Source organism: Paenibacillus sp. V4I9 (assembly GCF_030817295.1).
Taxonomy (GTDB): Bacteria; Bacillota; Bacilli; order Paenibacillales; family NBRC-103111; genus Paenibacillus_E.
The window spans coordinates 7060973-7076958 of sequence record NZ_JAUSZE010000001.1 but is presented as its reverse complement, the minus strand read 5'-3'; the positions used below and the strand labels follow the sequence as shown (position 1 = coordinate 7076958).

14 protein-coding genes and 1 other RNA gene are annotated in these 15986 nt (G+C 45.2%); 13 read left to right on the top strand and 2 right to left on the bottom strand.

The annotated features are described in order from the left end of the window. Positions 1 to 22: 22 nt before the first annotated feature. Complete coding sequence (locus QFZ81_RS32630; RefSeq protein ID WP_307605974.1) at positions 23 to 319, bottom strand: hypothetical protein; 297 nt, start codon at positions 317 to 319, stop codon at positions 23 to 25. A 283-nt stretch (positions 320 to 602) separates the two neighbouring features. Here QFZ81_RS32630 and QFZ81_RS32625 point away from each other — a divergent pair, with 283 nt between their 5' ends. After that, on the top strand, positions 603 to 1013 hold the full coding sequence (locus QFZ81_RS32625; protein WP_307437706.1) for a YwiB family protein: 411 nt from the start codon (positions 603 to 605) through the stop codon (positions 1011 to 1013). Between the two features lie 5 nt (positions 1014 to 1018). After that, the gene (gene argS, locus QFZ81_RS32620; protein WP_307437707.1) at positions 1019 to 2692 is read left to right on the top strand and encodes an arginine--tRNA ligase; all 1674 of its coding nucleotides are present in this window, start codon (positions 1019 to 1021) and stop codon (positions 2690 to 2692) included. Between the two features lie 462 nt (positions 2693 to 3154). Here the strand turns inward: argS and QFZ81_RS32615 are convergent, their stop codons facing one another. After that, complete coding sequence (locus tag QFZ81_RS32615; RefSeq protein ID WP_307437710.1) at positions 3155 to 4318, bottom strand: S8 family peptidase; 1164 nt, start codon at positions 4316 to 4318, stop codon at positions 3155 to 3157. A gap of 518 nt (positions 4319 to 4836) precedes the next feature. Here QFZ81_RS32615 and rpoE point away from each other — a divergent pair. The 11 genes from rpoE (at position 4837) to QFZ81_RS32560 (ending at position 15937) form a co-directional block, all read left to right on the top strand. Further along, complete coding sequence (rpoE, locus tag QFZ81_RS32610) at positions 4837 to 5418, top strand: DNA-directed RNA polymerase subunit delta (protein ID WP_307605972.1); 582 nt, start codon at positions 4837 to 4839, stop codon at positions 5416 to 5418. Positions 5419 to 5704: 286 nt separating this feature from the next. Beyond that, complete coding sequence (locus QFZ81_RS32605; protein WP_307437716.1) at positions 5705 to 7306, top strand: CTP synthase; 1602 nt, start codon at positions 5705 to 5707, stop codon at positions 7304 to 7306. A gap of 157 nt (positions 7307 to 7463) precedes the next feature. Continuing rightward, positions 7464 to 7856 carry a response regulator gene (locus QFZ81_RS32600; protein ID WP_057304461.1) on the top strand — a complete coding sequence of 131 codons (393 nt, stop codon included), beginning with the start codon at positions 7464 to 7466 and terminating at the stop codon, positions 7854 to 7856. 130 nt (positions 7857 to 7986) lie between these two features. Beyond that, positions 7987 to 8841 (top strand): class II fructose-1,6-bisphosphate aldolase, encoded by an 855-nt coding sequence (fba, locus tag QFZ81_RS32595; protein ID WP_047685406.1) that lies wholly within the window; start codon positions 7987 to 7989, stop codon positions 8839 to 8841. Positions 8842 to 9190: 349 nt separating this feature from the next. Continuing rightward, positions 9191 to 10450, top strand: coding sequence for a UDP-N-acetylglucosamine 1-carboxyvinyltransferase (locus tag QFZ81_RS32590; protein WP_057304515.1), 1260 nt, complete (start codon positions 9191 to 9193; stop codon positions 10448 to 10450). A 62-nt stretch (positions 10451 to 10512) separates the two neighbouring features. Further along, complete coding sequence (gene rho, locus QFZ81_RS32585) at positions 10513 to 11808, top strand: transcription termination factor Rho (RefSeq protein ID WP_307437722.1); 1296 nt, start codon at positions 10513 to 10515, stop codon at positions 11806 to 11808. 98 nt (positions 11809 to 11906) lie between these two features. Continuing rightward, a complete protein-coding gene (locus tag QFZ81_RS32580) occupies positions 11907 to 13181 on the top strand; it encodes a radical SAM family protein (RefSeq protein WP_307437726.1) in 1275 nt (424 codons plus the stop codon). A 120-nt stretch (positions 13182 to 13301) separates the two neighbouring features. Continuing rightward, positions 13302 to 13499: a 50S ribosomal protein L31 gene (rpmE, locus tag QFZ81_RS32575; protein WP_029197218.1), complete on the top strand. Its 198-nt coding sequence runs from the start codon at positions 13302 to 13304 to the stop codon at positions 13497 to 13499. Between the two features lie 91 nt (positions 13500 to 13590). Continuing rightward, positions 13591 to 14001: a hypothetical protein gene (locus tag QFZ81_RS32570; RefSeq protein WP_307605970.1), complete on the top strand. Its 411-nt coding sequence runs from the start codon at positions 13591 to 13593 to the stop codon at positions 13999 to 14001. 56 nt (positions 14002 to 14057) lie between these two features. Then, positions 14058 to 14321: signal recognition particle sRNA large type (gene ffs / locus QFZ81_RS32565), an RNA gene on the top strand. A gap of 182 nt (positions 14322 to 14503) precedes the next feature. Further along, entirely contained in the window at positions 14504 to 15937 is a 1434-nt protein-coding gene (locus QFZ81_RS32560; RefSeq protein WP_307605968.1) for an ATP-binding protein, read from the top strand. Positions 15938 to 15986: the final 49 nt, after the last annotated feature.

The window sequence follows — 15986 nt, the reverse complement described above, 5'->3', positions numbered from 1 at the left end:
ACTCTTGATGACGCATCCTTCTTTATGTACTTGGCGCTAACGTTGCCGCTGTGCTTGTACGACTGGCTCCCGCTATCCTTCGCCCGCCTGGCTGTCTGGTATTCCAACTCTCACTGTCCCCGTCGCGGTTACCCGGCTGTCTTGTAATCAAACTCTCAATGTTACCGTTATCCTCACTCGGCTGCCCCGTATTCCTACCGCTCGTTGCCCCCGTACACACGGTGTATGTATTCCCAGCTTTCCGCCCCTGGCTTGCCTTCTCAGGTAATTTAGCTGCGAAAAGTACATTAAATTTCAGTGAAACTTGCCCAAAACGCAAAAATCACCCAAATTTGATGTAGGAAATGCAGGTTCTCGGTGCGAGTTCAATGTTTTTATCAAAAAAGCCTGCACTTTATACATCTAAATCGATTCTCTCAGGATCTATGTACGTCTTATTTCCCCAAACTTACAGAGAAATCGGCTCGACGATAACCCCGCTATGTACGCTGATCTCCTGTAATACATTGAATTTAGCGAACCTTTCATATAAACTAATACCTAACTTGCCTTATCTGACATAAGGTGCAAACAGGTATTGCAGAATAGGAGAATGACGGACCATGACGGCTAAGCAACGCGTGCGGATCCGAATTGAAAGTCGAAGCGGGAGCGAGACAACCGTGCAGAAGGCGCGAGGGGATCTCTATCGTAAAGGCGATCACACGTACATCCGCTATGAAGAAGAGCCGAACGAGCTTGGACGAACAGTGACGCTCATTAAGCTGGAAGACAATCAGATAAGAATTGTCCGCCAAGGTGACGTGCAAGCAGAGCAAACATTTCTGCCCGGCGAGAAGAGGATTGGCTTTTATCAAACACCCCAAGGTAGATTGGAACTCGAAATCGAGACACATGAGCTGACCTCGGAAGCCGTATATGGCATCGGTATCACAAGGTGGAGCTATGATTTATATGCATCAGGCACTCATGCGGGAACATACAGGATCAAGTTGTTAATTCAGGAGGAGTAAGACGAATGGATGTACTAAACGAAGTCAAAGCCATAGTTAAACAAGCCATTATAGAAGCAGTTACAGCTGCAGGTATCGTGGACGAGGCGCAAATACCGGAGATTATTCTAGAGGTCCCGAAAGAGAAAACGCACGGGGATTTCGCAACGAATGTCGCGATGCAGCTGACCCGTATTGCTAAGCAGAACCCAAGACAAATTGCCGAGCAAATTATTGCTAACCTGCAAAAAGATAAAGCCAATATCGCAGAAGCGGAAATTGCGGGGCCTGGTTTTATTAATTTTAAAATGAACAAAGTGTACCTGTACCCGGTTATTGAAAATGTTCAAAAACTAGGTGATCGCTACGGTGCGACGAACGTTGGTCAAGGACTTAAAGTGCAAGTGGAGTTCGTTAGCGCCAATCCAACAGGTTCTCTGCATTTGGGACATGCTCGGGGAGCAGCAGTGGGGGACGTGCTATGCAACGTGCTCGATCTGGCGGGATACGACGTTTCCCGAGAGTACTACATCAATGATGCGGGCAACCAAGTGGTCAATTTGGCCAAATCAATCGAGGCCCGTTATCTGCAGGCTCTCGGACAAGAAGCGGAGATGCCGGAAGACGGGTATTTCGGTGAAGATATCAAAGGATTTGCAGCGGATCTTGCTGCGGAAGAGGGAGATCGCCTTCTCAGCTTGCCAGAAGATGAGCGTCGTGCTTATTTCCGTACCTACGGGTTGAAAAAAGAACTCGATAAAATCAAACGCGATTTGGGTCGCTTTGGTGTTCATTTCGACAACTGGTTCTCCGAAACGTCGATTTATGAAGATAACCTCATTCCACCCGTTCTCCAAGAGCTGCGGGATAATGGACACATATATGAAGAAGAAGGCGCGACTTGGTTAAACACAACACCCCTAGGTGACGACAAGAATCGCGTACTGATTAAGAATGACGGTTCCTTTACTTACCTTACACCGGATATTGCCTACCATCGCAATAAATTTGGGCGCGGCTTTGAGCGTTTGATTAATATTTGGGGCGCGGATCATCATGGCTACATTCCACGGATGAAAGCGGCTATGACGGCGCTTGGTTTTGAGTCGGATCGACTCGTTGTACTTATTGCCCAAATGGTGAGCCTTTTCCAAAATGGGGAAAAGGTGAAAATGTCCAAACGAACTGGCAAAGCAGTCACGATGGAGGATCTTATGGACGAAGTCGGTGTAGACCCGATTCGTTATTTCTTCGCGATGCGAAGCATGGATTCACATTTGGACTTTGACATGGACTTGGCGGTTTCTCAGTCTAATGAGAACCCTGTGTTCTATGTGCAGTACGCACATGCGCGGATTTGCAGCATCTTCCGTCAGGCGGAAGAGCAGAACATCCAGGTGCTGCCGCTGGAGCAAGTAGACCTTACCCAGCTTGCATCGGAAGCTGAGTTCGACTTGCTGCGCAAGATGGGCGAGCTTCCGGAGGAAATCGCCATTGCGGCCGATCAATATGCGCCGCATCGGCTCATCCGCTATGTCTATGAACTGGCAAGCCAGTTCCATAGCTATTACAGAGGCCACTATGTCATCACGGATGACGCGGCCTTGACCCAGGCACGCCTCGCCTTGCTCGGCGCGCTTCGCATTACCTTAGCCAACACGCTTCGTGTAGTTGGCGTATCCGCCCCAGAGCGGATGTAACATCTGCTCCACAAACCGAAGGGACGATCTCCATGTCTACGCAGATATGGAGATCGTCCCTTTTTTTGTTCATACCAGCGTATAAGTCTGGTGGACTTAACTTGTGGTGCATCTACCATAACAAATGTTTCGCGCCATGAAAGTGTCTATTCGGTCATATTTGGGGGCGTGTATTTTACTGTGTAATGCAACCCTAGCGCATTTTTCTGATATATTTAGAGCTACTTTTGTTCCTTACATGTGAGTGGAGTTGTTAAAAGTACAACAATTCCACTTGTTTCGCTCCAAGCAGAGAAATGTTGTATTCTGTACGACAAAATAGCAGTATCTCATCCAAAATGGCTATTTTTGGGCGAAAATGTTGTGTTTTCGTGCAATAATCGCAGGCATAACGTAGATTAACATGACTAAAGTTGTACTTTGTACAACTTTTATACCAAACGCCGAAAGCGTCGGCGGATCTCAGCCCTGCCGCGCCGCCCGGATAGCGCGCCGAGCGTTCAAATGCCCGGGCTTCCAGCGCGTGGTGCTCTCTCGCTTGTTAAGGCCAATCGCACAGCGCCGCAGCGCGCTTTTAATCTGCAGCGGCGACATCGGCTTGATCGATAACATCAAGGCGATGACGCCGCTGACATGAGCAGTGGCCATCGAAGTGCCACTTAGCTCGTTGTATTTGCCGTTAAGCCAGGACGAGTAGACCCGTTCGCCTGGTGCGTAGATATCAATTTGCTTCCCGCGGTTGCTGAAGGGAGCGATTTTGCCTAACCGTGTTGTGGCTCCAACGGAGACGACCTGGGGGAAGCGGGCGGGGTAATCGACCGATTTCTTTTTGCCGTCATTGCCGGATGAAGCTACGATGACTTTACCTCTGTAATACGCGTTCATGACAGCTTGCTCGAGAGAACGGTTGTATGATTTCATACCGAAACTCATATTGATAATATCGAGGTCGTTATGGACACACCAATCGATACCGGCAATAATGTCCGAGACATAAGCGCTTCCAGCGTGGTCAAATGCTTTTACAGGATGAACGATGGCTCTTGGGGCAACACCGACAATCCCTGAATGGCGGCCAGCTGCCGCGATGGTTCCGGCAATATGCGTGCCATGTCCATTGTCATCATAAGGCAGCATGCTGCGGTTTAATAAATTAATGCCCCGTGATATCGAATTGCGTAAGTCAGGATGATTGTAATCAATTCCGGTATCGATGACCCCGATCCGAATATTCTGACCTACCGATTTGTTCCAGACTTCAGGCGCGCCTACTTGATCGATGCCCCAAGGTATCGTGTGTGAGCCCGATAAATTGCTTGATCGTCTGGAGGTAATTTTGTTGCCCATCGCTTGGTGAACGGTTATTTTGGTATCCTCTACGATGTTCGGCGCACCGGAGATACCTCTGAGCTTGGTATCGGGACGAAGCGTGCAGGAGAAGGCGTGAATAATACTTAGATCGCGGACCTTGGAAAGATTTACGAACTGAGACTTCATTCGTTTCAGCGCTGATTTGCATGCGTAATAGTCCTTAGCCGATGAGAAATGGATGATATGCTTCTTGCCAGAATGCTTGGTGAGACCGATTTCCTCATGAAGCAAATGAAGAAAGGTGGCTATATCCATCGTGCCATCCCCCCATGACAGCTTAGAATCGAATCTCCCCTATCATATGTACAGGTCACCCCGTATGACCGTGTCATTGTCTCTACAGAAATAAATGGGTGCGAAGCCGTGTCAGATGCGTAGGTTTTACATAGGATAAATAGAGAGGCGCGGGCAGGAGTGTCTCTTTCTCAGGTAGTGGAAACGGCTGTGATTCATTCACACCGCTTCCTTAGGATACAGTCGCAAGCGGAGGGGGACCTTCGCTTGTATTCATTTTAGGGGGAACGCTTTCTTCCCTCCGAAGGGGTGTATAAGGCATCTGCTCGAAAGGTTTCTAAGTTGAAACGAAAGTATGAATTTTATACTCTTGCCCCGCACAACCTTGACAAACACGCTCGTCCTCAGGACGACGAAAATAGTTTATCCTTGGGGATAGTTGCATTTTTAGAAAAAATAGGTTTTACTTAATGAAGATATTGGATAAGGTAGATAGAAGAACGAAGAAGACGATCACGATCGAAAAGGATGTGCCTTAGATGAGTAGCGAATACACACTCAAAATCACCACAGAGCAAGCACGCGAAATGCCCATGGTGGATTTGGCGTTTGAATTACTGAAGTCGGCGAATACGCCGTTTTACTATCGTGACCTGATGGCTGAAATTGCTAAAATAAAAGGGCTGTCCGAGCAGCATGTTATGCAAGTGATTGCCCAACTATATACGGAAATCAACATCGATGGTCGTTTTGCTTGCGTAGGCACGAACCTATGGGGTTTGAAACGCTGGTATCCTGTCGAGAAATCAGACGACGCGGTTGGTAACGCGAAGCGTCCAAGAATCATTAACGACGAAGATGACGATCTGGATGAAGACATCTACGCAGAGGAAGAAGATACATACGCAGAAGAAGATGAGTACGATACATTTGGTACCGAAACCGAAGAGGAAGAGGCGGAAGAGGATACTGAATTCTTCGAAGATGAAGAGATCGAAGAGGATCTTGGTGAAGCGGGTATTGAAGAAACAGACGAAGATAGTGAAGACGATTTAGACGAGGATTCCGATGAGGAAGACGAGGAAGACGATTTGGATGAAGAGGCTGAAGAGGGCAAATAACTTGTCTTGACAGCCCCTATCTGTTCAGAGTAAACTATTGCATGGGCTTTAAAAGAATCTTAACATTTCGCTCAAGCGTTCAAAAAGTGCCCCGTCACTACGGGTGTCACTTTTTTTGTTTTTTTAGTGTTTTTTTTGTGTTTTTTCACTTTATTTTCATGAAAAGCCTTATTTAGCAGAAGCTAATGCTTACAAAGTCTTTCTTCTGGCAAAAGATAAGCTTATGCCTTACGACGTAAGTTTCTTATATTACAAAACCATACTAAAACTCTAGGAGGCGTACATAGTGACAAAATACATTTTCGTTACGGGAGGCGTAGTTTCATCCCTTGGCAAAGGAATTACAGCAGCGTCCTTAGGGAGATTGCTCAAAAACAGAGGCTTGAAAGTTACTATTCAAAAGTTTGACCCTTACATTAACGTGGATCCGGGAACTATGAGTCCTTACCAGCACGGTGAAGTGTTCGTAACCGACGATGGGGCAGAAACGGATTTGGATTTAGGTCATTATGAGCGTTTTATTGATATTAATCTTTCCAAAAGTTCCAACGTAACCTCAGGTAAAGTATACTCCTCCGTCATTACCAAAGAGCGCAGAGGCGAATATCTGGGTGGTACGGTACAAGTTATCCCGCACATTACGAATGAAATTAAGGATCGCGTCCTTCGTGCAGGCCGTGAAGCGCAATCTGATGTCGTTATTACAGAAATTGGCGGCACCGTGGGCGATATCGAGAGCTTGCCTTTCTTAGAAGCCATTCGTCAAATGAAAAATGATATCGGCCGCGAGAATGTCATGTATATTCACGTTACGCTGATTCCTTATATTAAAGCAGCTGGTGAAGTGAAGACGAAACCTACACAGCACAGTGTAAAAGAACTACGCGGGCTGGGGATTCAACCTCACGTTATCGTTTGCCGTACAGAACATTCCCTAACGGAAGATATGAAGCGTAAGTTAGCTTTATTCTGTGATATCGATCCTGCAGCTGTTATTGAGTGTAAGGATGCAGAAACCTTATACGAAGTTCCGATGATGCTTCGCGAGCAAGGGCTTGACGATTATGTCGTTAATCACCTGAAACTACGGACGAACGAGCCGGATATGAAGGAATGGGAAAGCCTTGTTCGTAAGGTTAAATCATTGACGAAGAAGACAGAAATTGCGATCGTGGGGAAATACGTTGCGCTGCATGACGCTTACCTAAGTATTGTTGAAGCACTAGGTCATGCCGGCATTGATAATGACTCCGAAATTAATATTCGTTGGGTGAATGCAGAAGAAATTTTTGAGCATAATGTCCATCAGCTTCTTTCAGGTGTTCAAGGTATTCTTGTACCTGGTGGATTCGGTGATCGTGGTATTGAAGGTAAAGTGGAAGCGATCCGCTATGCCCGTGAAAAGGAAATTCCATTCTTTGGGATTTGCTTAGGTATGCAGGTTGCTGTCATTGAATATGCGCGTTCCGTTACAGGCTTGGATGGCGCGAACAGCTCCGAGATTAATCCTACAACGGCTTATCCGGTTATTGATCTACTGCCAGAGCAGAAGGATATCGAGAATTTAGGCGGTACAATGCGTCTTGGCTTATATCCTTGCAAGGTTGTCCCAGGCTCTCTTGCTGAGCAGTGTTACAATGATGAGCTTATCTATGAGAGACATCGTCACCGGTATGAATTTAACAATGAATACCGCGATTTGATTGAATCTGCTGGTTTGCGCATTTCCGGTACGTCACCGGACGGTCGATTGGTTGAGATGGTTGAGCTTCCAGGTCACCCTTGGTTCCTTGCTGTTCAATTCCATCCGGAATTTACATCGCGTCCGAATCGTCCGCAGCCGCTTTTCCGTGAATTCGTGAAAGCTGCGCAGTTAATCGCTCGTTAATTCTTGCTATAACGGTTGTCCCTCCAGATAACCAACTTATTTGTAAAACTTTTCAATTAGTTTTGTCCCTCAGAAGGAAATCGAAAATGAATAGCGAATAACTTTAGAAACATATACATGGGAGTTTGTTATTCGTTTTCGGGAGGGAAATAAGCTGATGAAGAAAAAGGTATTAATTGTCGATGATCAAAATGGAATTCGCGTACTACTCATGGAGGTATTCAGTAACGAAGGGTACGATACCTATCAGGCTTCGAATGGCAAGTTGGCCTTGGAAATCGTGAAAAATTCTTCACCTGATCTTATACTACTTGATATGAAAATTCCTGGTATGGACGGTCTGGATATTTTGAAACACGTTAAAGCGATTGATGTATCGATCAAAGTGATCATGATGACAGCCTACGGCGAGCTCGATATGATTAAAGAGGCAACAGACCTCGGTGCGATTATGCATTTTACAAAGCCTTTTGATATTGATGAATTGCGTATGGCGGTAAATATGCAGCTGAATAATGAATCAAGCAGCGGTTTTGCAGTGGGATCCTAGTTATAGGGTCTTTTTTTGTTGCTGAAAAGGGAGGGCTTGGTTATCATTTGAAAAGTTATGTGCTATAATAACTCAGGTATGACAAAGAGCGGTATACGCAACTACTACAGGTTCTAGGAGGAAGAGAAACATGGCATTGGTTTCAATGAATGAATTTTTACCTAAAGCAAAAGCGAACAAATTCGCGGTGGGTCAATTTAACATGAACAACCTTGAATTTGCTCAAGCGATTGTGGAAGCTGCAATCGAATTAAAATCCCCGTTCATTTATGGTGTTAGCGAAGGCGCACTGAAATATATGGGTATCGAGTTTACAGTGGCGATTGCTGAAGCGGCAGCTAAAAAATCAGGTCTGCCGATTGCTCTACACTTAGATCATGGCAGTTCCTTTGAAGTAGCGATGAAATGTATCCGTGCAGGATTCAGCTCCGTTATGTTCGATGGTTCCCACTATTCTTTCGAAGAAAACATTCGTTTGACGAAAGAAGTTGTAAAAGCAGCTCGTGCAATGGGCGTATCCGTTGAGGGTGAGCTTGGAACAATTGGCGGCGTTGAGGACGACATCTCTGTTGATGAAGAGCACGCTAACCTTGCAAAACCAGAAGAAGCTATCCGTTTCTACGAAGAAACAGGTGTAGACTGTCTGGCTATCGCTGTAGGTACTGCACATGGTATGTACGCAGGCGAGCCTAACATTCACTTTGATATTATCGAAGCGGTTTCCAAAGCGATTCCAGTTCCTGTTGTTCTTCACGGTGGATCCGGCGTTCCTGACGAAATGATTCGTAAATCTATTGCGGCAGGCGTTGGTAAAATCAACGTTAACACAGAGAACCAAGTGGCTTGTACAGAGAATATCCGTGCAGCTCTGGCTAAAGATGCTAAAATTTATGATCCTCGTAAATATCTCACCCCAGCACGTAATGCTATGATCGAAGTAGTAAAATCCAAAATTCAATTGTTCGGAAGCAGCAACCAAGCTTAATTCCAATTGTATAGACAGGGTAGGAAATGCAGTAAGGCACAGACGGAGGATAGACGCAAGAATGTCGTCCGTCTGTGTCATTACAAGCGTTTCCTTCTTCTATTTTTTTGCGCTTATGTTCTCAGAGAGGACCATAGCTGTTTTAGTTTGTGAAGGATCTCTTTTTTTGTATGTCGTTGTAAGACAGTATGAATTTATACTATCGCTTCGTATGAACCTTGACTATCGCTAGTCTTAAGGGGCGGTGGAGTCGTTTATTTTTTGGGTGAAGTTTGTGTTGGGTTAGGTTGCTTTGATTGTTTTGATTTACTACTTAGTAAGAGGCACCTGGTTTAGGGGGAGAATCATGTTGGAAAAATTAATGGTGGTCGGGGGACGTCCACTACGGGGAACAGTTCAAATTAGCGGGGCTAAGAATAGTGCAGTTGCACTCATTCCGGCCGCTGTACTTGCTGAAACATCGGTTACTTTGGATAATCTGCCTCATCTGAGTGATGTGGCTATATATACAGAAATTTTGACGGATTTAGGGGCTACCATTGACTGGAACGAAGATCGGATGACGATCGACCCAAGTCGGATGAAATCACTTCCTATGCCGAATGGCAAAGTAAAGAAGCTTAGAGCATCCTACTATTTAATGGGAGCTCTGCTCGGAAGATTTGGAGAGGCGACGATTGGTCTGCCAGGTGGCTGTAACTTCGAACCGCGTCCGATTGATTTGCACATAAAAGGTTTTGAAGCTTTAGGTGCCGAGGTTAGCAATGAGAATGGCGCCTTAAAGATACGCGCCAAAGAGCTGCGCGGTGCCAAAATATACTTAGATATGGCGAGTGTTGGAGCGACGATTAATATCATGCTGGCTGCCTCACGCGCTAAAGGCGTTACGATTATTGAAAATGCGGCCAAAGAGCCTGAAATCATAGATGTGGCAACACTTTTAAACTCAATGGGTGCCAAAATTAAGGGCGCTGGAACAGAGACCATTCGTATTGAAGGTGTAACTGAGATGCATGGTTGCCGCCATTCCATTATTCCTGACCGTATTCAAGCAGGTACGTACATGATAGCTGCAGCGGCTACACGCGGCGATGTGACCGTCGACAATGTCATTCCTAAACATATGGAGGCTCTGACGGCAAAGCTTCAAGAAATGGGCGTTCATATTTATGAAATGGATGAGTCGATTCGTGTTGTGGGTCAGCCTGAATACGAAAGTGTCGATGTGAAAGCGTTAATTTACCCAGGGTTTGCGACGGATCTACAGTCTCCGATGGCAAGTTTACTTTGCCAGGCTAAAGGAGTTAGTATATTAACGGACCACGTTTATAGTAATCGATTCAAGCATATTCCTGAGCTTGTACGTATGGGAGCAAAGATGAAGGTCGAAGGACGCTCAGCCATTATTGAGGGCTCACAGCTTAGTTCTGCCAAAGTGAGAGCAACGGATTTGAGAGCAGGAGCTTCTCTTGTACTTGCGGGTCTTAGCGTAAGAACAGGTGGCATCACAGAAGTTTCCGGGGTTGAGTTTATTGATCGTGGTTATGAGAACCTGGTATTCAACTTATCTTCACTGGGTGCAGAGGTTTGGCGCGAGAGCGAGGAATAAAGTACCAGACAACAGGCAATGCTAGAATCCAATTGAAAATTTAATAGTTTGGTGGTTGAAACATGAGCATGCAGCTTGCTGAGCTTGAAGTACTCAAGCTTACTGAATTATATAAACTAGCTAAGAAACATCAGATCCAATACTACGGTACGCTGAAGAAAAAAGAACTCATCTTTGCAATTTTACGTGCACAAGCTGCTGAGAGTGGTCTAATGTTCATGCAAGGTGTTCTTGAGATCCTTCAGGAAGGCTTTGGATTCTTGCGTCCAATTAATTACCTTCCAAGCTCAGAGGACATTTATATCTCGGCTTCCCAGATTCGCAAATTTGATTTGCGGTCCGGGGACATTGTATCAGGCAAATGTCGTCCGCCCAAAGAGAATGAGCGCTATTTTGGGCTTCTTCAAGTTGAAGCGGTGAATGGAGAGAAGCCGGAAACGGCAGCGGAGCGACTTCATTTCCCTGCGTTGACACCTCTTTATCCAGACACTCGGATTACGCTCGAAACGGAGCCAAATAAGATTTCCATGCGTATCATGGATTTGCTTGCTCCTGTAGGTCTAGGCCAACGTGGTTTGATCGTAGCACCTCCTAAAGCAGGGAAAACATTATTGCTTAAGGAAATTGCCAACAGTATTTCCACCAATTATCCTGAAATTGAACTCTTCGTTCTGCTTATTGATGAGCGGCCAGAAGAAGTTACGGATATGCAGCGTTCCGTGAAAGGGGAAGTTGTTGCTTCTACCTTCGATGAACTTCCTGAGAATCATATCAAGGTCGCTGAGCTAGTTTTAGAACGCGCAATGCGTCTAGTTGAACATAAGAAAGATGTTGTCATTCTCATGGACAGTATTACCCGGTTGGCCAGGGCCTATAACCTTGTGGTTCCTGCTTCGGGCCGGACGTTAACGGGTGGTATAGACCCTGCTGCCTTTCATCGGCCTAAACGTTTCTTCGGGGCCGCTCGTAACATTGAAGAAGGCGGCAGCTTAACGATCCTTGCTACAGCACTTGTTGAAACGGGCTCACGTATGGATGATGTCATTTATGAAGAATTTAAAGGTACAGGTAATTTAGAGCTTCATCTTGACCGTAAAATGGCTGAACGCCGTATTTTTCCTGCGATTGATATTCGTAGATCCGGTACGCGCCGCGAGGAAGCACTCCTTGGCAAAGATGAGCTTGAGAAAGTATGGGCACTTCGCAGAGGGATGAACGATTCGCATGAATATACAGAATCCTTCATTAAGAAGCTTGCCGATACGAAGACCAATCAAGAGTTTTTGGACTCTTTGGCTTCCCCTTCAGCGGGATCTACAGGAGTTAACAAAGGTAAAGTCAAGAATTCAGCTTCTTAAGCTTCAAATAATCTGCTTCGCATCAATCATGACAAACACGGTCGTCCTTAAGGACGACTTAAGTCGTTTATCCGTGACGCACAAAGAGGAGTACCGTTATGAACTTGGTTTATTCAGACTTACAAGGAAACGTTTTTGACCATCCTGATTTCTTGGCACTAGGTCGAAACGCTGAAATGATAACAGAAATTTTAGAAGATGAGTTAATTCCTCTTCCTGAGGGATCAACACTAGTCAGTCTTCCGTTTACACGCCCGGTAGGCATTGATGCCGCAACAGGCGATATGAAGCTGGTTGAGGGAGATTATCACGCCGTTGGGGCGCTGCTCCCGCAAGGCTTCACTAGGCTATTGCTTCCCGGTTATGTGAAATCGGACAAGTCCAAGGCACTACCGCTATTCGGTTATACCGCGGTCGTATGGAAAGATGATGGCTTCTATGTAGCGGCTCGATTGACAGATAATCCTTATTACTGGAATCCCGTTCATTGTGACCCTACTGAGCTTGAGGTAGAGGTCAAACGACTGGTTGCCAAATATCCAGATAATCGGTTATATGCCCACTTATCCAACTGCGCACTGGGTTATGAATGCCTGACAGCCTCGAATACGTTCCTTCAACGTTGGGAGGGTGCCGTTCCGGTATCTTATTCCTGCAACGCAGGATGCTTCGGCTGTATTTCGGAACAACCGGATGAGAGTGGCTTCGTAGCGCCTCAGACTCGGATGAACTTCAAGCCTAAGGTCGAAGAGATCACTCAGATCATGCTCGAGCATCTGCAGACGCCTGAGAGTATTATCTCCTTCGGACAGGGCTGTGAAGGGGAACCTAGCACGCAGGCTGTGATTATTATCGATGCCATCAAGCAAGTGCGTGAGCAAACGAAGATGGGCTATATTAACATCAACACCAATGCAGGTCTCACGGATCATATCCGCGGCATTGTTGATGCTGGGCTAGATCTCATGCGGGTTAGTACGATTAGCGCGCTGGATGATCACTACAATGCCTACTATAAGCCAAGAGCTTATACGCTCAAAAATGTAGAGAAGTCTCTCCGCTACGCTACGGATAAAGGAGTTATAACTTCGATTAACTATCTTGTATTTCCAGGTGTAACCGATCGAGAAGAAGAGATCGAAGCGATGATTGAATTCGTGCGAAGAACCGGATTGAAATTGATTCAATTGCGCAACCTGAATATTGATCCCGAAAGTTACCTGGGCATTATCCCCAAAGCAAGGGGTGAACTGCTTGGGATGAAGCAAATGATTGAGATTTTCGAGCAAGAAATTCCTGATGTTGTGTTGGGTTCCTATTCGCATACACCGAAGTTCTATACAAGTGACAGAACTGTCACTACGGTGCTCTAAAAGGAGGCCATCCACGGTCTTTTTCCATTGCATCAAGACTTCTGAATATGATACAATGCATAAGTACGTCCATTAACTCTGTTTCAGCAAATGATTCAGGGCGGAAAGAGGTGAACCATCATGAAAGCAGGTATTCATCCTACTTATCATGCAACCACAGTGACTTGCGCTTGTGGTAACGTGTTCGAAACGGGTTCTATTAAGCAAAATCTTCGTGTTGAGATTTGCTCTAATTGCCATCCTTTCTACACAGGTAAACAAAAGTTTATCGATGTAGGCGGCCGTGTCGACAAGTTCAAAAAGAAATACGGAATCTAATTGGCATCAATTACTTTGCTGCCAATCAGCATAAGACAACCTCCCTTGGTCATCCTAAGCTTAGGCTTAGAGTCCAATGGGAGGTGTTTTTATGTTTAGGGGTCTGCTTAGGTTTACGGTTGCCATTCTGCTCATCTCAAGCTTAGTTGGCTGTGGAATTAATTCAGGTAACAAGAACCCACTGTCCGAGGATCCGAATTATAAAGCACAACATTACAAGCAAGACGGGTACATGGGGCTTACCAGTGTGAATCCGAATGACCCGCTTAACCCTACGTATCATCACTACGAGGATGATTCGAACTTAATGAAGGCAGTGCTCTCACAGCTGCAAGGTATTGAGAAAACCAATATCTCCATTAACGGACCAACTGCTAAGGTGAAAATAAAACCAAGACCATCTTTGACGGCTGCGCAAGTGGAGGAGCTTCGCTCACAAGCTCAAATGGCGCTGAACACCAACATGCCGCGCTACAATGTCATCGTAAAAATGGTTCCCTAACAGGTAGATTTTACCCTCGGTTGCTATTTGTAATTGAATCAGCTATACTATTTTTACCGTGCTAGATGGGGAGGTAGCGGTGCCCTGTAACTCGCAATCCGCTGTAGCGAGGTTGAATTCCTGTTAGCGGTACTGTGATGTGAGGTCTGGCTTTTACACGTGGTGTTGAGAGTCGGGTCCTTCGCAATGAATGCTCATGAACCCGGTCAGGTCTGGAAGGAAGCAGCCGTAAGTGAGATGTTTCATGTGCCGAGGGGTTGCCTGATTTGAGCCAACGGTAAGAGTTCGCTTGTATCACTTTATCAATAACAGGTGCACGGTTTTAATGATTATATGTGAATTTATAATGACACCTAACAAAACGCCAGTATCTTGGGCGTTTTTTCTTTTTTTCAAGGGAAGGAAAATTCTTGCTCTAGAGAGAATGGTTATAATATGTAGATTCATGTAAACGTTTGCGCATTTTGCGATTGAATAGAGAGAAAGTGAAGGTGTTGCTGAAATGTCCATTCATGACCCTCAAGATTACATGGTATCCATCGATGAAATGCGGAAGCTATTCAACCATAGCATACAAACGGGTATGCTCGTTGTGGATGAGGATGGTAAGATCATTTTAGCAACAGATCAAGTATTGAAAAACTCGGGCTATTCAGCCGAGGAAATTACGCATATCTCGTTCCCTCAGCTTTTTAAAGTGAGGGCATCTTTGCGTGAGCTGTATGAATTTTACTTTAAGAACGATTCCAGTCCGGGGGAATGGCCCCATGGATTCCTAGTAGGCAAGAATGGTGAAACGATGTTTTATCAATTCTCGATGTTGAAGCTTATGCGCGGTGATAAGTTCATGTATCTCTTGACCATGAAGCATCAGGATAGCTCGCAATTAAGCTTACTGCAGCGGTTCTCGGACGCTTTTTTGAAAGATATTAATCTAGGTGTTTTATTGATTAGTGTGAATTTTACGCTTGTAGACGTCAGTGATCGAGCATGTCAGATTCTAGGAATGGATCGGGAGCATATTCTTAATAAGTCATTAGATGAGATCTTTGCTACGATTCCGAGTCAGCATAAGCTTGTCCAACGAACGATTTTGAATGGTGCTGTAGTCCGCAATCATGCGGTTTCATGGATGAATAATCAAGAACGGTTTGAGCTGCTGTTGGATTCAAATGTGCTTAAAGATAATCAAGGTAATATCGTAGGAGCTTATGTCATCTTCAAGGATGTCACGAATATGCGCTCGCTGGAAGAAATGGTTCAAAGAAGTGACAGGCTTGCTATGATCGGGCAAATTGCTGCTGGCACAGCTCATGAAATTCGGAATCCGCTAACTTCAATCAAAGGATTTCTTCAGGTGCTTCGGCGCACTTTTGAAGTGAAAGGGATGGATCGAGAGCAGAGTTTCACGGTAGTCATGCTGGAGGAAATCAATCGGATCAACGAGTTAGTGAACGAATTTCTGCTGCTTAGTAAGCCAAAGCATGTTTCTTATGAGAGGATCGATGTGACTGAAGTGCTGCGAGGGATTTTGCCTATTATCAATAATGAAGCTATCTTGTACGATGTGAATCTTCAATATGAGGCCTCGTACCATTTACCTGAAGTAATTGCTGATAAAGAGCTGCTCAAGCAGGTATTCTTAAATGTTTGTAAAAATGGCATCGAGGCTATGTCGGATGGAGGAGTTTTAACGATTTCAGAGAAAGTGGACACGGTAGAACGAAATGTCTGCATTGACATTCATGACACAGGTTCTGGCATACCGATGTTCGTGATTGACAAAATTTTTGATCCATTCTTCACAACCAAGGATACGGGGACCGGATTAGGTCTTTCGGTGTGCCAACGAATCATTCATGATATGGGAGGGACGATACGTGTAGCATCAAAGGGTTTTGGTACGACGTTTACGATATCGATTCCTTATACTTGATCCTCTATTTCATCCCTAGGTGCGTTATAGTATAATGGATTCAGTTATT